Consider the following 21,067-nt stretch of genomic DNA (forward strand, 5'->3'; position numbering starts at 1 on the left):
ACGTGAAAGAGATTATTGCCCGCCATAAAGCGGGGGAGCACCTCGGTATCTGTTCTGTTTGCTCAGCGCACCCGCTGGTCATTGAAGCCGCGCTGCGCTTTGATTTATCGACCGACGCGAAAGTATTGATCGAAGCAACCTCGAACCAGGTCAATCAGTTTGGCGGCTATACCGGCATGAAACCCGCCGATTTCCGCGACTTTGTCTACCGCATCGCCGATGAGATCGGCTTTCCACGGGAGCGGCTGATCCTTGGCGGCGATCACCTTGGGCCTAACTGCTGGCAAAACGAAACCGCTACCGCCGCGATGGAAAAATCCGTGGCGCTGATCAAAGCCTATGTGGCTGCCGGTTTCAGCAAGATCCATCTGGATGCATCGATGTCCTGCGCCGACGATCCGGTTCCGCTGGAACCGCATGTTGTCGCCGAACGCGCCGCACGTTTGTGCCAGGCGGCGGAAGAAACCGCCAGCGACGCGCTGAAAAAAAACCTGACCTACGTGATAGGTACTGAAGTTCCGGTTCCCGGCGGCGAAGCCAGCAGTATCAATACGGTTCACGTTACACGCGTCGAAGATGCTGCTCGTACGCTGGAAACACACCGTGTCGCTTTCCATGCATTAGGGCTGGATGACGCGATGAACCGCGTTATTGCTATCGTCGTGCAGCCAGGCGTTGAATTCGATCATACCCAGGTGATCCACTATCAGCCGCAGGCAGCAGAAGCGCTTTCCGGCTGGATCCGCCAGACGCCGATGGTCTACGAAGCGCACTCCACTGATTACCAGTCCCGCCAGGCTTACCGCGCGCTGGTACGCGACCATTTCGCCATTCTGAAAGTGGGTCCCGCGCTGACCTTTGCGCTGCGCGAAGCCATTTTTGCGCTGGCGCAGATGGAAAACGAACTGATTGCGCCGGAAAACCGCAGCCGCGTGCTGGAGGTGATCGATGAAGTGATGCTTAACGAACCGGATTACTGGAAAAAGTATTACCGTCCGACCTGGAGCCAGTCGATGGTGGATATCCACTTCAGCCTTTCGGATCGTATTCGCTACTACTGGCCGCACCCGCGCATTCGCCAGAGCGTCGGGAAACTGCTGGCGAACCTCAGCGCTACAACGCTGCCGTTAGGGCTGATTAGCCAGTATTTACCCGTACAACTGGAACGCGCGTCGCTAAATGAGATCGCCGCAACGCCGCACAGCCTGATCATTGACAAAATACAGGATGTATTGCGCGCCTATCGCTATGGATGCGCCCCTGAAATTGCCTGATGACCGGAGAATGTATGAGCCAACTGTTTGTCTGTACCGGAATTGAATTTACCTCGCGACAGCATGTGCTGACGCATATTGGCGAGGAGATGCTGGCGCAGGGCGTCGTGCATGAAAGCTATCCGGCAGCCCTCCTGGCGCGCGAAGCGATTTACCCGACCGGCATTGCCCTTGAACACCACGCGGTGGCCATCCCGCACTGCGAGGCGGTACATGCTAAGTCCCCGGCACTGTATCTGATCCGCCCGGATAAACCGGTTTATTTTCAACAAGCTGACGATGATGCCGAAATCGCCGTCTCGCTAATTATCGCCCTGATTGTGGAAAACCCGGCCGAGCAATTGAAGTTGTTACGACGTCTTTTTAGTGAGCTGCAAAACCCGAACACGCTGGAAGCGCTGCTGGATACGCCTGCCGATAACCTGGCGACGCTTTTTCGGGACACGATCCTGGAGCCTGAGAAGTGCGAGCAGGCTTAGTAACATACTGATAATAAAAGGAGTACCCTATGAAACGTAAAGTAATCGTCGCCTGCGGCGGTGCGGTCGCCACCTCCACCATGGCAGCGGAAGAGATCAAAGAGCTCTGCGCCGACCACCAGATCGAACTCGACCTCGTGCAGTGTCGGGTGAATGAAATTGAAACCTATATGGATGGCGCAGATATGATCTGCACCACTGCGAGAGTCGATCGTACCTTTGGCGATATACCTGTTGTGCACGGCATGCCTTTCGTCTCCGGCGTGGGCATTGAAGCGCTGCAACAAAAAATCCTGACGATCCTCAGGGGGTAACGCGATGTTTAGCGAAATTATGCGTTATATCCTCGATTTAGGTCCTACCGTCATGCTGCCGGCGGTGATCATCATCTTCTCGAAATTACTGGGGATGAAGCTCGGGGATTGCTTTAAATCGGGCCTGCACATCGGGATTGGCTTTGTCGGTATTGGGCTGGTGATTGGCCTGATGCTGGACTCCATAGGCCCGGCGGCAAAAGCAATGGCTGAACATTTCCAGATTAACCTGCATGTGATTGATGTCGGCTGGCCTGGCTCGTCACCGATGACATGGGCGTCACAGATCGCGCTGGTCGCCATCCCGGTCGCGATTGCCGTGAATATCCTGATGCTGGTCACCCGCATGACGCGCGTGGTGAACGTCGATATCTGGAATATCTGGCACATGACCTTTACCGGCGCCATGCTGCACCTCGCTACCGGCTCTTACTGGATCGGCATACTCGGCGTCGTGGCGCATGCGGCGTTCGTCTTCAAGCTGGGCGACTGGTTTGCAAAGGACACGCGGGATTTCTTTGGGCTGGAAGGGATTGCCATCCCACACGGTACCTCTGCTTACCTCGGCCCCATTGCCGTGCTGGTTGATACAATCATCGAAAAAATCCCCGGCCTTAACCGCGTTCACTTTAGCGCCGACGATATTCAGAAGCGCTTTGGCCCGTTTGGCGAGCCGGTCACCGTGGGGTTTGTGATGGGGATTGTCATTGGTCTGCTGGCAGGCTACGACCTGAAAGGCGTGCTGCAACTGGCGGTGAAAACGGCTGCCGTGATGCTGCTGATGCCGCGCGTCATCAAACCGATTATGGATGGGCTAACGCCTATCGCGAAACAGGCGCGTAAACGGCTACAGGCTAAATTTGGCAGCCAGGAATTCCTGATTGGTCTCGATCCGGCGTTGCTGCTTGGCCACACCTCAGTGGTCTCCGCCAGTTTGATCTTTATTCCGCTAACCATTTTGATTGCGGTGCTGGTGCCGGGTAACCAGGTGTTGCCCTTCGGCGACCTGGCAACCATCGGGTTCTTTGTGGCGATGGCGGTTGCGGTACATCAGGGCAACCTGTTCCGCACGCTGATCTCCGGCATCATTATTATGAGCATCACGCTGTGGGTCGCCACGCAAACCATCGGCCTGCATACGCAACTTGCCGCCAACGCAGGCGCGCTGAAATCGGGCAGTCTGGTGGCATCAATGGACCAGGGCGGTTCGCCATTCACCTGGCTGCTTATTCAGCTTTTCACCTGGCAAAACGTGGTGGGTTTTGTGGTGATTGCCACCCTTTATCTGGCCGGTGTGCTGCTGACATGGCGCAGAGCACGCAACTTCAGAGCGGCCGAAAAGGCCTCGCTCGCCGCACAAAGCCAGACCGTATCCTGATCCCCGGGGAGCCCAGCTCCCCCTTTGTTGTTCCTGGAGAGTATTATGAAATCAGTGGTTATCCATGCTGAGGGCCACGTCTGCGTTGAAGAACGCCCGGAACCTCAGTTGCAGCACGATGATGATGTCAAAGTCAGGGTTGTCAGCTCCGGCCTGTGCGGTTCTGACATCCCGCGTATCTTTGCTGGTGGCGCGCATTTTTACCCAATTACCCTGGGACATGAATTCAGCGGTTATGTTGAAGCCTGTGGCGCGGCAATCAACGATTTACACGCCGGGGATGCAGTGGCATGCGTGCCGCTGCTGCCCTGCTTTGATTGCCCGGAGTGCCGCCGCGAGTACTTCTCCTTGTGCAAGCGCTACCAGTTTGTCGGCTCGCGCAGCGATGGCGGTAATGCCGAATACATCGTAGTGAAACGGGCGAATCTGATCGCGTTGCCGAAGGATATGACGATTGAAGATGGCGCATTTATTGAACCCATCACCGTCGGCCTGCATGCCTTCCACCTTGCTGGCGGTTGTGAAAACAAAAACGTGATCATTGTCGGTGCCGGTACCATTGGCCTGCTGGCCATGCAGTGCGCACGGGCGCTTGGTGCCAAAAGCGTTACCGCTATCGATATCAACCCCGACAAGCTGCAACTGGCAAACGAACTCGGCGCAACCTTCACCTTCAATAGCAGCAAGCAGGATGTAAGGGCGATTACCGCAGGCCTGGAAGAGGCGCGTTTCGACCAGTTGGTACTGGAAACGGCAGGAACACCGCAAACCGTCTCACTGGCAATCGAAATCGCCGGGCCGCGCGCCCAGCTGGCATTGGTCGGGACGCTGCATCATGACCTGACGTTAACCGCGCCCGTGTTCGGCCAAATTCTGCGCAAAGAGATGACCCTGATTGGCAGCTGGATGAACTACTCCGGCCCGTGGCCGGGGGAAGAGTGGACAACGGCTACACGTCTGCTGACAGAGAAAAAACTGATGCTGGAGCCGTTGATCGCCCATCGCGGCGATCCGGACAGTTACGCCCGTGCAGTACAGAACCTTAACGGTGCGCCGATGCAGGGCAAAATCCTGTTACGGCTCGATTAAGCGAGAGAGCCAGCAACCTGCGCTGGCTCACATTTCCTTTCGAAAGTTAGCGTTCAACTTTCACAATCCTTCGATTACACTAGAGGAAGTTAATTATCAGGCAAATTAATATGAACTCATTTGAACGAAGGAATAAGATCGTCGAACTGGTTAACTCACAGGGAAGTGTGCTGGTGATTGACCTTTCGAACAGCTTTGGCATTTCTGAAGTCACCATCCGCGCAGATCTGCGTCTGCTGGAAGAGAAAGGCCTGGTAACACGCTTTCACGGCGGCGCCGCGAAACCCGGCGCAACGGTGCTGGATAACGAAAATCAGGAAGTGGTGCTGGAAGAACGCTACCGGCTGGCGAGCGATCCGAAAAAACGTATCGCCCAGGCCGCCGCCAGCATGATCGAAGAGGGTATGACGGTGATCCTCGACAGCGGCAGCACCACCATGCTGATTGCTGAGGCCCTGACGAAAAGAACCAACATTACCGTTATTACTAACAGCCTTCCCGCCGCATTTGCCCTGTCGGAAAACAAAGACATCACCCTTGTGGTTTGCGGCGGTACCGTGCGGCATAAAACGCACTCCATGCACGGCACCATTGCCGAACGCTCTTTGCAGGGCATCAGCGCAGATTTAATGTTCGTCGGTGCGGATGGCATTGATACGACGAACGGCATCACCACCTTTAATGAAGGCTACTCCATTAGCAGCGTGATGGCCGCCGCCGCGCATAAAGTCGTGGCAGTCGTGGATGCCAGCAAATTCAATCGTCGCGGTTTTAATCAGGTGCTGCCGATGGAGAAAATCGATGTGGTGATCACCGATGACAGCATCAGCGACAAGGACAGAGCCGCGTTTCGCAAAATGGAGAAGGAACTGGCGGTAGTGTAAAAAGCGGGTCTACGGCGCTGCGATCGCTGATGCGGCTCTCCAGCGCCTGTATTGCTCGGGTTATTGCTGATCCAGCGCGTACTTGTACAACGCGTTTTTCTTCACGCCGTGGATCTCCGCCGCAAGGGCTGCGGCTTTCTTCAGCGGCAGTTCAGCCTGCAACAGCGCCAGCGTACGCAGCGCATCGGCAGGTAACTCATCTTCCTGCGCTTTATGGCCTTCGACAATCAGCACCATCTCACCTTTACGGCGGTTTTCATCCTCTTTCACCCATGCCAGCAGTTCGCCTACTGGCGCGCCCTGAATGGTTTCCCAGGTTTTGGTCAGCTCGCGGGCCAGCACGACATAACGGCTCTCGCCCCACACTGCAGCCATATCTTCCAGGCTTTCCAGTAAACGGTGGGTGGATTCATAGAAAATCAGCGTGCGGCTTTCCGTTTCCAGCGCTTTTAACGTATCGCGACGCCCTTTCGATTTGGCAGGCAGAAACCCTTCGTAACAAAAACGATCCGACGGTAATCCCGCAGCGCTCAACGCGGCAATCGCAGCGCACGGTCCAGGCAAAGGTACAACGCGAATGCCCGCTTCACGGCAGGTGCGCACCAGGTGATAGCCCGGATCGTTGATCAGCGGCGTTCCGGCATCCGAGACGAGGGCAATGTTCTGCCCCTCTTTCAGCTTTGCCACCAGCGTTTCCGCTTTCTGCTGCTCGTTATGGTCATGCAGGGCGAACAGGCGGGCATTAATAGCAAAGTGTTGCAGCAATAAACCGGTGTGGCGGGTATCTTCCGCCGCAATTAAATCAACGGCCTGCAACACGTTGAGGGCGCGTTGCGTAATATCAGCCAAATTCCCAATGGGAGTAGGTACAATATAAAGCTGACCCTGAGAATTCTCCGCCGATTCGTGTTGTTTCATTGTTTCATCCGTATTGCCGATTTAATATTGAGCATTGCGTAAAAATTATCACTGGATACAGTATGCTACCGTCAAGATTTCTACGTTCGAAAGCCACGCGCTGCGTGCCTGTGGTGCTGGCCGCCCTGCTGTTTGCAGGATGCGGTACCCAGTCGACAGACCAGAGCACCACGCATCTGCAAGGCGCGGCGCAAGCCGATTCTGGCTATTACCTGCAGCAGATGCAGCAAAGCACAGATGATAGCAAGACCAACTGGCAATTACTCGCCATTCGTGCACTGCTTAAAGAGGGTAAAACCCAGCAGGCAAGCGAACTCTTCAGCCAGCTACCGCAGAATCTGAACGACAATCAGCGTAAAGAATATTCTCTGCTCGCCGCCGAAATGAAACTGGTGCAGAAAGATTTCGCCGGCGCACAGGCGCTGCTGAGTAAGATCGATCCTGCCGATCTGGAGCAAAATCAGCAGGCGCGTTACTGGCAGTTAGGGATTGAAGCCGCGCAAGGCAAGCCGTCCCTGACATTGCTGCGCGCGCTGATTGCCCAGGAGCCACTGTTAACGAAACCCGAAGAGAAGCAGAAAAACATCGATGCCACCTGGCAGGCGCTGGCTTCGATGACGCAGGATCAAGCCAGAGCGCTGGTGATCAACGCCGATGAAGTCACCCTGCAGGGCTGGCTCGATCTGCAACGCGTCTGGTTTGATAACCGCAACGATCCCAACATGCTGAAAGCGGGCATCACCGACTGGCAGACCCGCTACCCGCAAAACCCGGCGGCGAAAATGCTGCCGACCCAACTGTCGAATCTGCAAAACTTCAAACCGGCATCGGCCAATAAAATCGCGCTGCTGCTGCCATTAAATGGCCAGGCCGCTGTTTTTGGCCGGGCGATTCAGCAGGGGTTTGAAGCCGCTAAAAACGGTGTTTCCACCGTTTCCGGCCCGGCCGTTCCGCAGCAGGTGGCGCAGGCAGCCAATGCTGCGGTGGTTAGCCCATCGCAGACCAGCGTTAATGATTTAACCAGCGCTGCTGCGCCGGATGCACAGCAGGTGCAGGCACCGGATAGCGCCGCGCAGAGCGAAACAGACACGCAATCCAACACCACAGCAGAGCAGGATCCCGCAGCGGTAACGCCGCCTCAACCAGCCGATGCCAATGCGACGCAGCCGGTTGCCGCGCCAGCCGTTGCCGGTACGCCAGCAAACCCGGGCGCTGAACTGAAAATTTACGATACCAGCGCGCAGCCGATGGATCAGATCCTCAATCAGGTGCAGCAAGATGGCGCGAGTATCGTGGTCGGCCCGCTGCTGAAAAACAATGTTGAAGAGTTGATGCGCAGCCACACCACGCTGAACGTGCTGGCGCTCAACCAGCCGGAAAGCGTCGAAAACCGTGCAAATATCTGCTACTTCGCACTCTCGCCGGAAGATGAAGCACACGATGCCGCGCGCCACATCCATGAACAGGGCCGTCATGCGCCGCTACTGTTGGTGCCGCGTAGCAATCTGGGCGAACGAATCAGTAAAGCCTTTGCCGAAGAGTGGCTGAAACTCGGCGGCGGCGTGGTGCTGGAGCAGAAATTTGGTTCCACCGCCGAACTGCGGATGGGCCTGAATGGCGGTTCCGGTATTGCTATGACCGGCAGCCCGGTGGTTGCCAGCCTGCCGCAGCAGCAGGGCGTGACTATTGGCGGTCTGAACATTCCGGCTCCGCCGACCGACGCGCAAATCAGCGGCAGCGGCAGCGTGGATTCGGTTTATATCGTGGCGACGCAGGATGAGATCGCGCTGATTAAACCGATGATTACCCTGCGCACCGGCAGCCAGAGCAACGTGATGCTCTATGCCAGCTCGCGCAGCGCGCAGGGCGGCGCAGGCCCGGATTTCCGTCTGGAGATGGAAGGCCTGCAATTTAACGAAATCCCGATGCTGGCAGGCGCGAACCCATCGTTAATGCAGCAGGCGCTGAAAAGCGTTAACAATGACTACTCACTGGCGCGCCTGTATGCCATGGGCGCGGATGCCTGGTCGCTGGCGAATAACTTCTCGCAGATGCGCCAGGTTCCGGGGTTTGAACTGAACGGAAATACCGGTGATTTAACCGCCACCCAGGATTGCGTGATCAACAGGAAGTTGTCATGGCTCAAATACCAGCAGGGACAAATCGTCCCGGCCAGTTAACCCGTAAACAGACCGGCGACGCGTGGGAAGCCAAAGCGCGTCGCTGGCTGGAAAGCAAAGGACTGCATTTTTTAGCCGCCAATGTGCGCGAGCGCGGCGGCGAAATAGATCTGATAATGCGGCACAAAACTACCACCGTCTTTATTGAAGTGCGCTATCGCAGATCGTCACGTTTTGGCGGCGCTGCGAGCAGTGTCACACGCGCGAAACAGGTCAGGCTCCTGCAAGCAGCCCGTTTGTGGCTCGCCCGGCACAATGGGAGTTTTGATACTGTGGATTGCCGGTTTGATGTGGTAGCCTGCACCGAAAATGACGTTGAGTGGATACAAAACGCCTTTAACGACCACTCATAATTGCAAAATGATAGGGATTACTGTGCTCGAACGAATTAAAGCCTGCTTTACGGAAAGCATTCAAACCCAAATTGCGGCGGCGGAAGCGTTGCCTGATGCCATTTCCCGCGCAGCCATGACGATGGTTCACTCCCTGCTTAACGGCAACAAAATCCTCTGTTGTGGCAACGGCACTTCTGCCGCCAATGCACAGCATTTTGCTGCCAGCATGATCAACCGTTTTGAAACAGAACGTCCCAGTTTACCTGCCATTGCACTTAATACCGATAATGTGGTCTTAACCGCGATAGCAAATGATCGTCTGCATGATGAGATTTACGCCAAGCAGGTTCGCGCGCTCGGCCACAGCGGGGATATCCTGCTGGCCATCTCCACGCGCGGCAACAGCCGCGATATCGTTAAAGCCGTGGAAGCGGCAGTAACGCGTGATATGTCCATCATAGCGCTGACCGGCTACGACGGTGGCGAGCTGGCGGGTCTGCTGGGGCCGCAGGATGTCGAAATCCGTATTCCTTCCCATCGCAGCGCGCGCATCCAGGAAATGCACATGCTGACAGTGAATTGCTTATGCGATCTGATTGATAACACGCTTTTTCCTCACCAGGATGATTAAGGAGTACACATGAAGGCATTCACGCCCCTCGCAGTCCTTATTTCCGCGCTGCTGTTACAAGGTTGTGTTGGCGCAGTCGTGGTCGGTTCTGCCGCCGTTGGCACTAAAGCCGCGACGGATCCGCGAACCGTTGGCACCCAGGTGGATGACAGCACGCTGGAACTGCGCGTCAACAGCGCGTTGTCCAAAGATGAGCAGCTTAAAAAAGAAGCGCGTGTCAACGTTACCGCGTATCAGGGGAAAGTTCTGCTGACCGGGCAGGCCCCGAATACCGAACTCTCTTCCAGAGCGAAACAGATTGCCGTGGGCGTTGAGGGTGCAACCGAAGTATTCAACGAAATTCGCCAGGGCCAGCCGATCGGCCTCGGTACGGCGTCTTCAGATACCTGGATAACCACTAAAGTCCGCTCGCAACTATTGGGCAGCGATCAGGTGAAATCCTCTAACGTGAAAGTGACCACCGAAAATGGCGAAGTGTTCCTGATGGGTCTGGTCACCCAGCGTGAAGGCCAGGCAGCGGCAGATATCGCCAGCCGCGTCAGCGGTGTGAAACACGTAACTACGGCATTTACCCTGCTGAAATAACAAAAAAGCCCGGCAAATTCGCCGGGCTTTTTTTACTCTGTCAAAACTCAGAATAACGCAATAGCGCCAGTGATCGCCCCGCACAGCACCACCAGCCCGCCGGTCAGCCACAACGCTTTTAATGGAAACGATTTACGCAGCATGATCAGCGACGGCAGGCTTACCGCCGGTAGCGTGATCAACAGCGCCAGCGCAGGCGCCATTCCCATACCCGCCAACATCATGGTCTGCACAATCGGGATCTCGGCTGCCGTCGGGATCACAAACAGGCAGCCGACAATCGCCATCGCAATCACCCACAACAGCGTGTTATCGATCGCGCCATCCGCATGCGGGAATAACCAGACACGCGCCGCACCCAGCACCAGAACAGCGAGAATATAGACCGGAATGGTGCTCCAGAAGAGTTGCCATAAGGCTTTGCCCCAGCGCGCCATAAAGCTGCCCTGCGGCTCCGTAAGCGTAATATCCACCGCTTCAGCCTGCTGCTGGCCCTCTTTGACCAGCGCCTGTACCAGCATCGCAACGCCCAGCACCGTCACCAGACCTGCAACCAGACGGATTGCGGCAAAATGCCAGCCAAGAACAAAGCCCATAAACACCAGCGTAGCCGGGTTAAGCAGCGGGTTGCCCATCCAGAATGCCAGTGCGCCGCCCATTGAGACGCGCTGACGGCGCATGCCCGCCGCCACCGGCGCGGCACAGCAGGTGCACATCATGCCAGGCAGAGAGAACAGCGTACCAAACAGCGTGCCGCTAAAGCGTTTTTGCCCCAGCGTGCGCAGTAACCAGTCGCGCGGAATCAAAACCTGAATCAACGAGCCCAGCACTACGCCCAGTACTGCCGCTTTCCAGACGGCAAGAAAATAGACCAGCGCATAATCCCACGCCGCCTGAATCGGGCTGGAATCGGCCTGAGCAAGAATAGATTTACCAATGCTGTGCGTCTCGGCAGCAGTGAAGGCTTTACCGTAATAAGGCTGCCATTTCACGTACCAAAGACCAACGATAACCACAAGAAAGAATAGCGCGGGTTTCCACCACTGAATGGGTGTTGCCGCCTGAGGTGAAGACTGACCAGTCATAACATTCCCCGGGGAAATAGGTGATAAGCCGGGGAATAGTACGCCGGGAAAACTATTTTGCCAATTGCGAGCCTGCAGCAATCGCGCGTAACTGCGCAGAGGAGACGACCTCGACGCGATTTTCCGCGGGCGTGAAGGACAATGTCAGCAGCGCGCGGGCGACATCCTGCGCGCGGATCGACTTCCAGTTGCCCGGCAGCAGACGAAACAGCGGTGCGAGCAGAGATTCACTGAAGCGCTGCTTTTCGCGCTCCCCCAGCAGCATCGACGGACGGGCAATAACCAGCCGGGGCCACTCCTGCGCGATGAGCGCTTTTTCCATCTCGCCTTTTACCCGGTTATAGAAAAATGGTGAACGCGCGTTTGCGCCCATCGAGCTGACCACCAGCATCTGCCGGGCGCCAAGCCGCAACCCGGTTAATGCCGTATCGACCACCAGCGTATAGTCCGCATGTATGAATGCCTCTTCACTTCCTGCTTCACGCCGCGTGCTACCAAGGCAGCAAAAAACCGTATCCACCGCTCCTGTTACCTGCGCCAGCGCATCGCTTAACTGCGGATCGTGCGGGTTCTCCACGTCGGAGAAGCCCAATAATGGGCGGCGAGTTGGCGCAACAAGAGTGCCGACTCGCGCATCGTTACTCAGTAATCGCAGCAGGTGTCCGCCAACCAGACCCGTTGCACCAGTGATCATTACGCGTGGCATTTACTCTCCTTTTGCAGATGAATCTGTCTTGCAATACCCGCCAGCTAAACCAGGCTTAGTAGTCTGATGGGTTATCAGTATGGATAACAACGAGCGCTGAAGCCAAAACAACGGAGGAATTATGAGCAAGAAAATTGCAGTCTTGATCACCGACGAGTTTGAAGATTCAGAATTCACCTCTCCGGCACAGGAATTTCGTCAGGCCGGCCATGAGGTGATCACTATAGAGAAACAGGCGGGGAAAACCATCCACGGCAAACAAGGCGAAGCTGAAGTGGTGATTGATAAAGCCATTGATGAGGTGCGGCCAGCGGATTTTGACGCCCTGCTGCTACCGGGCGGCCACTCACCCGATCATTTGCGCGGCGACGACCGGTTTGTTACCTTCACCCGCGATTTTATCAGCAGCGGTAAACCCGTCTTCGCCATTTGTCACGGCCCGCAGTTGCTGATCAGCGCGGACGCCATCCGCGGACGCAAGCTGACAGCGGTGAAACCTATTGTCGTCGATGTGAAAAACGCCGGGGGTGAGTTCTATGACCAGGAAGTGGTGATCGATAAGGATCAACTGGTGACCAGCCGCACCCCCGAAGATTTGCCTGCGTTTAACCGCGAGGCATTGCGTTTACTGGGTGCCTGAGTCGCGGATCCAGTGTAATTTTTTACCAAAACCCAGCGTGTTGTCAGTGAATTTCAATTCGTGAAGGCGAATCTCCCACATAGGGGCTGACAACATGCGCGCAACAGGAAAGCGACGGGTGTACTGCGCACGCGGCACCTCGCTTTCCTCCCCTTCCAGACGACGGATCTCGCCGGTAAATTGCACGCCGCGAATCAGCGCTACGGTTTTCGGCTGGCCGTTGACGGTTCCCGCCACCTTCGCCTGAAGCCCTGTCATCTGCGAGTGGCGCGTATGATCTTCACTGAGGATATAAAACGCCACTTTCTGCGCATCGTAAACGTAAAACGCATTAGCACACCACAATTCGCCCCGGTTCGCCACGCACCAACTGACAACATGCTGTTTCGCCAGCCAGCGGTTAATGGCTGTAAGCGTCTCCATTTTTTCTCTTCCTCGTGTTATTTTTTCGTTCACATTAACACAATGAATAATGCCATGACGCTCTGGTTTCTTTATCTTATCCGCACCGCCGACAACATGCTGTATACCGGCATTACCACCGATGTGGCGCGTCGCTTTACGCAGCATCAAAACGGGAAAGGGGCAAAAGCGCTGCGGGGAAAAGGCGCACTGGCGCTGGTTTTTTCAGCTCAGGTAGGAGAAAGATCGCTGGCGTTACGGCTGGAGTATCGCATCAAGCAGTTAACCAAACGCCAGAAAGAGCGCCTCGTCGCCGGAGATGGCACGTTCGAGGCGCTATGGGAAAGCCTGCAAGCAACCGTCGTTAAAGGCGATTGAAGTGATCGCTGTATTCCACCAGCCCACTGACGCCATTCAGCGCATCATCAGCAAGAGGGTGAACTAAAAACGCCTCATCCGTTTGCGGCCAGCGGCAACGCAGATCGTACTGCGAGGCATTTTTAAACCCCAGACGGCTATAGAACGCCGGATCGCCCAACGTGACGACTGCGGCATAACCAAACTCATTCAGCGAATCCAGCCCTTCATAGACAAGCTGGCGCGCAATGCCCTGGCCGCGATACTGCTCATCGACTGCCAGCGGCGCAAGCCCAACCCATTGCAGCTCTTCACCGGCAACCGTAACCGGGCTAAAGGCCACATAGCCCACAACCTGACCTTCATCATCGGTTGCGACAAATCCCAGCGTGATCAAACCATCCTCACGCAGATTGTGCACCAGCGTGGCTTCGCCTTCACCACCAAAACTACGACGCAATAACGCGTCGATACCGGGTGCATCAATGGGAATTTCAACTCTAATCAGCATGGCTCACCTATAGAAGGTTGTGTCGTTGCGGGCGGCGCTTGCAGGCCGGCCTCAACAAAATCCGCCAGTTGCAGCAGCATCACCCGCAGGGGTTTTGGCATCTGCTCCAGTTCAATGGCGTCCATCAGATTTTTTACGTACAGCCCAAGCTCCGTATCGCCTTCAATCGCCAGCCGACGCTGGAAAAAGAGCGTGTCCGGATCCTGCTTGCGCGCGGCAATCATTAGCAAATCGCTGGCGTCCGCACTGAAGCTGACATCAGCATCAGCTGACTCACGAACAATCAACTGACCATTCTCAACAGAGGTATACCACGTCAGGCCGATATCCCGTACCTGAATACTTAACCAGCGCCCTTCGAGAAACTCAAGCTCTCCGTCCGCCAGCGCCTGCTGGAATTGCCATCGCAGCACCTGCTCCAGCACCTGACGCTTGATGGCGAAAGGTGTGAGCTTAACCGGAACACTTAGTAATGCCGGGCCGAAGTGAACAAGACGTGAGCGCAATGAATCCAACACGGGCTTAACTCCCAGAAATGATAATTGCGGCTATTTTGCCACATTCCCGTAATGGTATAGCGGCGCAAATCAACAATCAGGCAATAAATAGACGGCGGTTATGGCTCCATCAATACGCATTTAACTGCCTCAAATCAAAAATTGTCGCCAGCAGGTTAACTAAAATCCCAGTTCGTTAACAATTTGGCGACCCTGCGGGGTACGTCCGGGCCATCTGGCCCGCTGATTGCAGGATACACTATGGAGTTGCTCTGCCCTGCCGGAAACCTTCCGGCATTGAAGGCGGCTATCGAAAACGGTGCCGATGCGGTTTATATCGGCCTGAAAGATGATACGAACGCCCGCCATTTCGCCGGACTCAACTTTACGGAGAAAAAACTCCAGGAGGCGGTGAGTTTTGTTCATCAGCACCGCCGCAAACTGCATATCGCCATTAATACTTTTGCGCACCCGGATGGTTACCAGCGCTGGGAGCGGGCCGTGGATATGGCCGCACAGATTGGTGCCGATGCGCTGATCCTCGCCGATCTGGCGATGCTGGAATACGCCGCCGAGCGTTATCCGCATATTGAGCGTCATGTCTCCGTGCAGGCCTCCGCCACTAACGAAGAAGCAATTCGCTTTTATCATCGTCACTTTGATGTCGCACGTGTGGTACTGCCGCGCGTTTTATCCATTCATCAGGTGAAACAACTGGCGCGCGTAACGCCCGTTCCGCTGGAGGTCTTCGCTTTCGGCAGCCTGTGCATTATGGCCGAAGGCCGTTGCTACCTCTCCTCCTATCTCACCGGCGAATCGCCCAATACCGTTGGCGCCTGTTCGCCCGCGCGTTTTGTCCGCTGGCAGCAAACGCCGCAAGGGCTGGAATCCCGCCTGAATGACGTGTTGATCGACCGCTATCAGGAGGGTGAAAACGCGGGTTATCCCACGCTGTGCAAAGGGCGTTATCTGGTGGATGGCGAGCGTTATCATGCGCTGGAAGAGCCTACCAGCCTGAATACGCTGGAGCTGTTGCCGGAATTGTTGGCAGCAAATATCGCCTCGGTAAAAATCGAAGGCCGCCAGCGCAGCCCGGCGTACGTCAGCCAGGTGGCGAAGGTGTGGCGTCAGGCTATTGATCGTTGCATAGCCGCGCCGCAGGACTTTGTCCCGCAATCCGCATGGATGGAGACGTTAGGAGCCATGTCGGAAGGCACACAAACCACGCTCGGCGCATATCACCGTAAATGGCAGTAGGTAGACAATGAAATATTCATTAGGGCCGGTCCTTTATTACTGGCCAAAAGAGACGCTGGAAGATTTTTACCGCCAGGCGGCTACCAGCAGCGCTGATGTGATTTATCTTGGCGAGGCGGTGTGCAGCAAGCGTCGCGCGACCAAAGTGGGCGACTGGCTGGATATGGCAAAAGCGCTCGCCAGTAGCGGCAAACAGGTGGTGCTCTCCACGCTGGCGCTGGTGCAAGCCTCTTCAGAATTAAATGAACTGAAGCGCTATGTTGATAACGGCGAATTTCTGCTGGAAGCCAGCGATCTGGGCGTAGTGAACATGTGCGCCGACCGTAAACTGCCGTTCGTCGCCGGGCATGCCCTTAACTGCTATAACGCCGTGACGCTGCGTCTGCTGCTCAAGCAAGGCATGGTGCGCTGGTGTATGCCGGTCGAGCTTTCCCGGGACTGGCTGGTCAATCTGCTCGAACAGTGTGAAACGCTGGGCATTCGTCGGCAGTTTGAGGTAGAAGTGTTGAGCTACGGCCACCTGCCGCTGGCGTATTCCGCCCGCTGCTTTACCGCTCGCTCGGAAGACAGACCAAAAGATGAGTGCGAAACCTGCTGCATTAAATACCCGAACGGGCGCGGCATGGTGTCGCAGGAGAACCAGCAAGTATTTGTTCTCAATGGCATCCAGACGATGAGCGGCTATGTCTATAACCTTGGTAATGAACTGACCTCAATGAACGGGGTTGTCGATATCGTGCGGCTGTCGCCGATGGGACCGGAAACGTTCGCCATGCTCGACGCGTTTAAAGCGAATGAAACGGGCAACGCGCCGCTGCCGCTCGCCGCTCACAGCGACTGTAATGGCTACTGGCGCAGGCTGCCCGGCTTGCAGTTAGAACTTTAATAAAGCTCACTTTGTTAACAGCTTTCAGCAAAGGTTAATGCACTATAAAAGTTACAGCTTTTCTGGCCTGTCCCGCCACTCTGGGCCAGGCTGGAAGAAGACCTTCAATCTGATGACGATGCTGTAGCAAAGTGAGTTTCTATGTCTGAGAAAACAATTCCCTTTTCGGTGCTGGATCTCGCGCCGATCCCACAAGGCTCCTCTGCCCGCGAGGCGTTTACCCATTCGCTGGATCTGGCGAAATTGGCTGAGAAGCGTGGCTATCACCGTTACTGGCTGGCCGAACACCACAATATGACTGGCATCGCCAGCGCCGCGACGTCGGTGCTGATTGGCTACCTTGCCGCCAATACGCAAACCCTGCACCTGGGTTCCGGCGGCGTGATGCTGCCGAACCATTCGCCGCTGGTGATTGCCGAGCAGTTTGGCACGCTGAATACGCTCTATCCGGGACGCATTGATCTGGGTCTCGGCCGCGCGCCGGGTAGCGATCAGCGCACCATGATGGCGTTACGTCGCCATATGAGCGGCGATATCGATAACTTCCCGCGCGATGTAGCCGAACTGGTGGACTGGTTTGACGCCCGCGATCCGAACCCGCATGTCCGCCCTGTGCCGGGTTACGGCGAGCAGATCCCGGTCTGGTTGCTGGGTTCCAGCCTGTACAGTGCGCAACTGGCCGCACAACTCGGCCTGCCGTTTGCTTTTGCCTCGCACTTTGCGCCGGATATGTTGTTCCAGGCTCTGCATCTCTATCGCACGAATTTCAAACCTTCCGCGCGGCTGGAGAAACCTTATGCGATGGTGTGCATCAACATTGTTGTCGCCGACAGCAACCGCGATGCGGAATTCCTCTTTACCTCCATGCAGCAGGCGTTTGTGAAACTGCGTCGGGGTGAAACAGCGCAGTTGCCACCGCCGATCGCCAATATGGATCAGTTCTGGTCACCGTCGGAGCAGTACGGTGTACAGCAAGCGCTGAGCATGTCGCTGGTCGGGGATAAAGCGAAGGTGCGCCACGGGCTGGAGTCGATCCTGCGGGAAACCGACGCGGACGAGATTATGGTTAACGGGCAAATTTTCGATCACCAGGCGCGGCTCTATTCGTTTGAACTGGCGATGCAGGTGAAAGAAGCACTGCTCGGGTAGTTTTTGTCGTGCCGGATGACGGCGTGCGCCTTATCCGGCACGGTGGATTTGCAGGCCGGGTAAGCGCAACGCCACCCGGACTGAAATTACTGATAAACCGGCAGCAGATTAAAGCTGGAAAGCAGGTGTACTGCGGCGTTACCGACGCCAAACAGCAGAATCAGGATAATCATTGGCTTGCCGCCCCAGACGCGAAATGCCGGGCTGCCAAAGCGTTTACGTGACGCATTCGCCAGCAGCGCAGGAACAATTGCCGCCCAAATCGTCGCCGCCAGCCCCGCATAGCCAATGGCATACAGAAAACCATTCGGCCACAGTAAACCACCGACAATCGGCGGTACGAACGTCAGCAAAGCCGTTTTGAAACGTCCAGCCGGTGAATCATCAAACCCAAACAGATCCGCCAGATAATCGAACAGCCCCAAAGTCACACCCAGGAATGAGCTGGCAACCGCAAAGTTTGAGAAAATCACTAACAGCAGATCCAGGCTACGGCTGTTCAACACACCGCTGAGCGCCTGCACCAGTACATCAATGTTGCCGCCCTTCGCTGCAATCTCAATAAATGCCGGACGCGGGATATTGCCCATCGTCACCAGCAGCCAGACAACATACAGTCCCAGCGCCAGTAACGTGCCGTAGACCAGGCAACGGGTGATGGTGCGCGGATCTTTGCCGTAGTATTTCATCAGGCTTGGAACGTTGCCGTGATAGCCAAATGAGGCAAGACAAAACGGCAGCGTCATCAGCAAATAGGGCGTATAGGATGCGTCGCTTTGCGCCACATTAAATAACGTCGCGGGCTGCACGTGCCCGAGCAGGCTGCCAAAGGTGAGGAAAAAAGTGATCACTTTCGCCCCCAGCACAATCGCCGTCATGCGGCTGACTGCGTGCGTGGAGAGCCAAACGATAAAAGCAACACCCAACGCAAAACACAATCCCGCCAGACGCGGCGACACGTCCAGCGACATTTCGGCAAAGGTGTGATGCAGAATGGAGCCGCTCGCTGAAATGTAAGCGTAAGTCAGAATATAGAGCACGAAGGCAATCGAGACGCCATTCACCAGATTCCAGCTTTTTCCCAGCAGATCTTTGGTGATGGTGTCGAAACTTGCCCCGCTGTGATAGTTAAGGTTGGCCTCAAGGATCATTAAACCCGAGTGCAGCATACAGAACCAGGTAAACAACAGTGCCAGCAGTGACCAAAAGAACCACGCGCCGGACATCACTACGGGCAATGAGAACATGCCTGCGCCAATGATGGTGCCGCCGATAATTACCACCCCGCCGAACAGCGAAGGGGAAGCCTGTGTGGTTGTCAGTGTCGACATCTGAAATATTCTCCTGTGGATTCAAAGCCTGGATTCAGGCCGCCGCATTGTACCAGTACAAGAGTACATTTCAGATAAAAAAAGCCCCGATCGTTTTGACCGGGGCTGTATCTTTTTCTTTACAGATCGTAAGGAAAATTATGCGTCGTTGCGACGACGGCTGGAGCTTTCGTCACGATCGCGGCGCGGCGCACGACGTTCGCCAGCAAAACTACGGCCTTCCTGACGCTCACCGCTGAAACGACGGCCTTCGCCACGACCGCCTTCACGACGTTCGCCACCGAAGCCACCACGGCGCTCACCGGCACCGGCACCGCCACCGCGACGTTCGTTACGCTCGCGCGGCTGTGCATCGCCCAGCAACTGCATATTCATCGGTTTGTTGAGAATACGCGTACGCGTGAAGTGCTGCAGAACTTCACCCGGCATACCTTTCGGCAGCTCAATGGTGGAGTGGGAACCAAACAGCTTGATGTTACCAATATAACGGCTGCTGATATCGCCTTCATTAGCAATCGCGCCGACGATATGACGAACTTCAACACCGTCATCACGGCCCACTTCAATGCGGTACAGTTCCATTTCACCAACGTCACGACGTTCACGACGCGGGCGATCTTCACCACCGCGCTCGGAACGCTCGCCACGCGGGCTGCGGTCATTGCGATCGCCACGGCGTTCGAAACGGTCATCACGCTCGCGGAATTCACGCTTAGGACGCATCGGCGCATCCGGCGGCAGAATCAGCGGACGTTCGCCCTGTGCCATTTTCAGCAGCGCAGCGGCCAGCGTTTCAATGTCCATCTCTTCTTCAGAAGAAGGCTGGATTTTTGCCAGCAGCGCGCGGTATTGATCCAGATCGCTGCTTTCCAGCTGCTGCTGTACTTTCGCGGCGAATTTTTCCAGACGGCGTTTGCCAAGCAGTTCTGCGTTCGGCAGTTCAACTTCCGGAATGGTCAGCTTCATGGTGCGTTCAATGTTGCGCAGCAGACGGCGCTCGCGGTTCTCAACGAACAGCAGTGCGCGGCCAGCGCGACCCGCACGACCGGTACGGCCGATACGGTGAACGTAGGATTCAGAATCCATCGGAATGTCGTAGTTAACGACCAGGCTGATACGCTCAACGTCCAGACCACGCGCCGCAACGTCTGTTGCGATCAGGATATCAAGACGACCATCTTTCAGGCGTTCCAGGGTCTGCTCACGCAGCGCCTGGTTCATGTCGCCGTTCAGCGCAGCGCTGTTATAGCCGCTGCGCTCCAGGGCTTCAGCCACTTCCAGCGTCGCGTTTTTGGTACGAACGAAGATGATCGCCGCATCAAAATCTTCCGATTCGAGGAAACGAACCAGCGCTTCGTTTTTGCGCATGCCGTACACCGTCCAGTAGCTCTGGCTGATGTCCGGGCGAGTGGTTACGCTGGACTGAATGCGCACTTCCTGCGGCTCTTTCATAAAGCGGCGGGTAATGCGACGGATCGCTTCCGGCATGGTTGCAGAGAACAGCGCGGTCTGATGACCTTCCGGGATCTGCGCCATAATCGTTTCAACGTCTTCGATAAAGCCCATGCGCAGCATTTCGTCGGCTTCATCCAGAACCAGACCGCTCAGTTTAGAGAGATCCAGCGTACCGCGTTTCAGGTGATCCAGCAGACGCCCCGGCGTACCGACGACGATCTGCGGCCCCTGGCGCAGGGCACGTAATTGCACGTCATAACGTTGGCCGCCGTACAGAGCAACCACGTTTACGCCATGCATATGTTTAGAAAAATCGGTCATTGCTTCAGCTACCTGAACCGCCAGTTCGCGGGTCGGAGCAAGCACAAGGATCTGCGGCGCACGCAGGTCCGGATCGATGTTATGGAGCAGCGGAAGAGAAAACGCTGCGGTTTTACCGCTACCAGTCTGGGCCATGCCCAGTACGTCACGACCAGATAGCAGGTGCGGAATGCACTCAGCCTGGATCGGAGATGGTTTTTCGTAACCGAGATCGTTCAGGGCTTCAAGGATAGGAGCCTTCAGCCCCAGATCTGCAAAAGTGGTTTCGAATTCAGCCATGTAGTACAAGTGCCTCTATGTCATTGGCGGCCAGTCTACATAACTCATCGTGAAAATGATTAGCAATTTTCATTGAAAAGTGTGAACCGGCTCAAAGTAGGTTAATTAACGAACAATGAAGCCC

At 55.8% G+C, this 21,067-nt stretch carries 24 protein-coding genes; 15 read left to right on the forward strand and 9 right to left on the reverse strand.

The features are described from left to right. Positions 1–2: 2 nt before the first annotated feature. From gatZ to CWM66_RS18090, 6 genes are all read left to right on the forward strand, one after another. Positions 3–1,274, forward strand: coding sequence for a tagatose-bisphosphate aldolase subunit GatZ (gene gatZ, locus CWM66_RS18065; protein ID WP_035887916.1), 1,272 nt, complete (start codon positions 3–5; stop codon positions 1,272–1,274). 14 nt (positions 1,275–1,288) lie between these two features. Further along, positions 1,289–1,753, forward strand: a complete 465-nt coding sequence (gene gatA / locus CWM66_RS18070) for a PTS galactitol transporter subunit IIA (protein ID WP_107147027.1) — start codon at positions 1,289–1,291, stop codon at positions 1,751–1,753. A gap of 29 nt (positions 1,754–1,782) precedes the next feature. After that, the gene (gene gatB, locus CWM66_RS18075; RefSeq protein ID WP_007369954.1) at positions 1,783–2,067 is read left to right on the forward strand and encodes a PTS galactitol transporter subunit IIB; all 285 of its coding nucleotides are present in this window, start codon (positions 1,783–1,785) and stop codon (positions 2,065–2,067) included. A 4-nt stretch (positions 2,068–2,071) separates the two neighbouring features. Further along, on the forward strand, positions 2,072–3,445 hold the full coding sequence (locus CWM66_RS18080; protein ID WP_007369953.1) for a galactitol-specific PTS transporter subunit IIC: 1,374 nt from the start codon (positions 2,072–2,074) through the stop codon (positions 3,443–3,445). Between the two features lie 45 nt (positions 3,446–3,490). Continuing rightward, a complete protein-coding gene (gene gatD / locus CWM66_RS18085) occupies positions 3,491–4,534 on the forward strand; it encodes a galactitol-1-phosphate 5-dehydrogenase (protein ID WP_107147028.1) in 1,044 nt (347 codons plus the stop codon). A 110-nt stretch (positions 4,535–4,644) separates the two neighbouring features. Beyond that, positions 4,645–5,418 (forward strand): DeoR/GlpR family DNA-binding transcription regulator, encoded by a 774-nt coding sequence (locus CWM66_RS18090; RefSeq protein ID WP_107147029.1) that lies wholly within the window; start codon positions 4,645–4,647, stop codon positions 5,416–5,418. Positions 5,419–5,478: 60 nt separating this feature from the next. Here CWM66_RS18090 and rsmI read toward each other — a convergent pair whose 3' ends face one another. After that, positions 5,479–6,336 (reverse strand): 16S rRNA (cytidine(1402)-2'-O)-methyltransferase, encoded by an 858-nt coding sequence (gene rsmI / locus CWM66_RS18095; protein WP_107147030.1) that lies wholly within the window; start codon positions 6,334–6,336, stop codon positions 5,479–5,481. A 62-nt stretch (positions 6,337–6,398) separates the two neighbouring features. On the opposite strand from rsmI, the gene CWM66_RS18100 reads away from it, so the two are divergent. Genes CWM66_RS18100 through dolP form a run of 4 tightly spaced genes read left to right on the forward strand, consistent with a single transcriptional unit; the run spans position 6,399 to position 10,067 of the window. Further along, positions 6,399–8,516, forward strand: coding sequence for a penicillin-binding protein activator (locus tag CWM66_RS18100; protein WP_035887925.1), 2,118 nt, complete (start codon positions 6,399–6,401; stop codon positions 8,514–8,516). After that, positions 8,474–8,869, forward strand: a complete 396-nt coding sequence (locus tag CWM66_RS18105) for a YraN family protein (protein WP_071921588.1) — start codon at positions 8,474–8,476, stop codon at positions 8,867–8,869. The genes CWM66_RS18100 and CWM66_RS18105 overlap by 43 nt, the downstream gene beginning before the upstream one ends. A 22-nt stretch (positions 8,870–8,891) precedes the next feature. Next, positions 8,892–9,482, forward strand: a complete 591-nt coding sequence (diaA, locus tag CWM66_RS18110; protein ID WP_035888033.1) for a DnaA initiator-associating protein DiaA — start codon at positions 8,892–8,894, stop codon at positions 9,480–9,482. Positions 9,483–9,491: 9 nt separating this feature from the next. Beyond that, the gene (dolP, locus tag CWM66_RS18115) at positions 9,492–10,067 is read left to right on the forward strand and encodes a division/outer membrane stress-associated lipid-binding lipoprotein (protein ID WP_007369946.1); all 576 of its coding nucleotides are present in this window, start codon (positions 9,492–9,494) and stop codon (positions 10,065–10,067) included. Between the two features lie 47 nt (positions 10,068–10,114). On the opposite strand, the gene CWM66_RS18120 is transcribed toward dolP, so the two are convergent. Together CWM66_RS18120 and CWM66_RS18125 are read right to left on the reverse strand one after the other, a co-directional pair. Beyond that, entirely contained in the window at positions 10,115–11,152 is a 1,038-nt protein-coding gene (locus CWM66_RS18120; protein WP_107147031.1) for a permease, read from the reverse strand. Positions 11,153–11,204: 52 nt separating this feature from the next. Further along, complete coding sequence (locus tag CWM66_RS18125) at positions 11,205–11,858, reverse strand: NAD-dependent epimerase/dehydratase family protein (protein WP_007369944.1); 654 nt, start codon at positions 11,856–11,858, stop codon at positions 11,205–11,207. Positions 11,859–11,979: 121 nt separating this feature from the next. Between CWM66_RS18125 and CWM66_RS18130 the strand changes: the two genes are divergently transcribed. Next, entirely contained in the window at positions 11,980–12,498 is a 519-nt protein-coding gene (locus CWM66_RS18130; protein ID WP_007369943.1) for a type 1 glutamine amidotransferase domain-containing protein, read from the forward strand. Here CWM66_RS18130 and CWM66_RS18135 read toward each other — a convergent pair. After that, positions 12,484–12,921: a YhbP family protein gene (locus tag CWM66_RS18135; RefSeq protein WP_107147032.1), complete on the reverse strand. Its 438-nt coding sequence runs from the start codon at positions 12,919–12,921 to the stop codon at positions 12,484–12,486. The genes CWM66_RS18130 and CWM66_RS18135 overlap by 15 nt on opposite strands. Before the next feature lie 54 nt (positions 12,922–12,975). Between CWM66_RS18135 and CWM66_RS18140 the strand changes: the two genes are divergently transcribed. Next, complete coding sequence (locus CWM66_RS18140; protein ID WP_079517301.1) at positions 12,976–13,278, forward strand: GIY-YIG nuclease family protein; 303 nt, start codon at positions 12,976–12,978, stop codon at positions 13,276–13,278. On the opposite strand, the gene CWM66_RS18145 is transcribed toward CWM66_RS18140, so the two are convergent. Both CWM66_RS18145 and CWM66_RS18150 read right to left on the reverse strand, forming a co-directional pair. Next, positions 13,265–13,768 carry a GNAT family N-acetyltransferase gene (locus tag CWM66_RS18145; protein WP_007369940.1) on the reverse strand — a complete coding sequence of 168 codons (504 nt, stop codon included), beginning with the start codon at positions 13,766–13,768 and terminating at the stop codon, positions 13,265–13,267. The genes CWM66_RS18140 and CWM66_RS18145 overlap by 14 nt on opposite strands. Next, entirely contained in the window at positions 13,762–14,286 is a 525-nt protein-coding gene (locus tag CWM66_RS18150; RefSeq protein ID WP_035887934.1) for an SCP2 domain-containing protein, read from the reverse strand. The genes CWM66_RS18145 and CWM66_RS18150 overlap by 7 nt, the downstream gene beginning before the upstream one ends. A 240-nt stretch (positions 14,287–14,526) precedes the next feature. On the opposite strand from CWM66_RS18150, the gene CWM66_RS18155 reads away from it, so the two are divergent. The 3 genes from CWM66_RS18155 to CWM66_RS18165 all read left to right on the forward strand — a co-directional run bounded on the left by CWM66_RS18155 (position 14,527) and on the right by CWM66_RS18165 (position 17,557). Then, positions 14,527–15,522, forward strand: coding sequence for a peptidase U32 family protein (locus CWM66_RS18155; protein ID WP_007369938.1), 996 nt, complete (start codon positions 14,527–14,529; stop codon positions 15,520–15,522). A gap of 7 nt (positions 15,523–15,529) precedes the next feature. Further along, positions 15,530–16,408, forward strand: coding sequence for a U32 family peptidase (locus CWM66_RS18160; protein ID WP_035887936.1), 879 nt, complete (start codon positions 15,530–15,532; stop codon positions 16,406–16,408). A gap of 141 nt (positions 16,409–16,549) precedes the next feature. Continuing rightward, positions 16,550–17,557 (forward strand): LLM class flavin-dependent oxidoreductase, encoded by a 1,008-nt coding sequence (locus tag CWM66_RS18165; protein ID WP_007369936.1) that lies wholly within the window; start codon positions 16,550–16,552, stop codon positions 17,555–17,557. 86 nt (positions 17,558–17,643) lie between these two features. Here the strand turns inward: CWM66_RS18165 and mtr are convergent, their stop codons facing one another. The 3 genes from mtr to yrbN form a co-directional block, all read right to left on the reverse strand. After that, a complete protein-coding gene (gene mtr / locus CWM66_RS18170) occupies positions 17,644–18,888 on the reverse strand; it encodes a tryptophan permease (protein ID WP_007369935.1) in 1,245 nt (414 codons plus the stop codon). Between the two features lie 138 nt (positions 18,889–19,026). Then, complete coding sequence (locus CWM66_RS18180) at positions 19,027–20,943, reverse strand: DEAD/DEAH family ATP-dependent RNA helicase (protein ID WP_007369934.1); 1,917 nt, start codon at positions 20,941–20,943, stop codon at positions 19,027–19,029. Beyond that, complete coding sequence (yrbN, locus tag CWM66_RS29550) at positions 20,936–21,016, reverse strand: protein YrbN (RefSeq protein ID WP_107147034.1); 81 nt, start codon at positions 21,014–21,016, stop codon at positions 20,936–20,938. Before yrbN ends, CWM66_RS18180 begins: the two co-directional genes overlap by 8 nt. Between the last annotated feature and the right edge of the window lie 51 nt (positions 21,017–21,067).

It is taken from the genome of Kosakonia sp. H7A (assembly GCF_003028445.1).
GTDB classification, from domain to species: domain Bacteria; phylum Pseudomonadota; class Gammaproteobacteria; order Enterobacterales; family Enterobacteriaceae; genus Kosakonia; species Kosakonia radicincitans.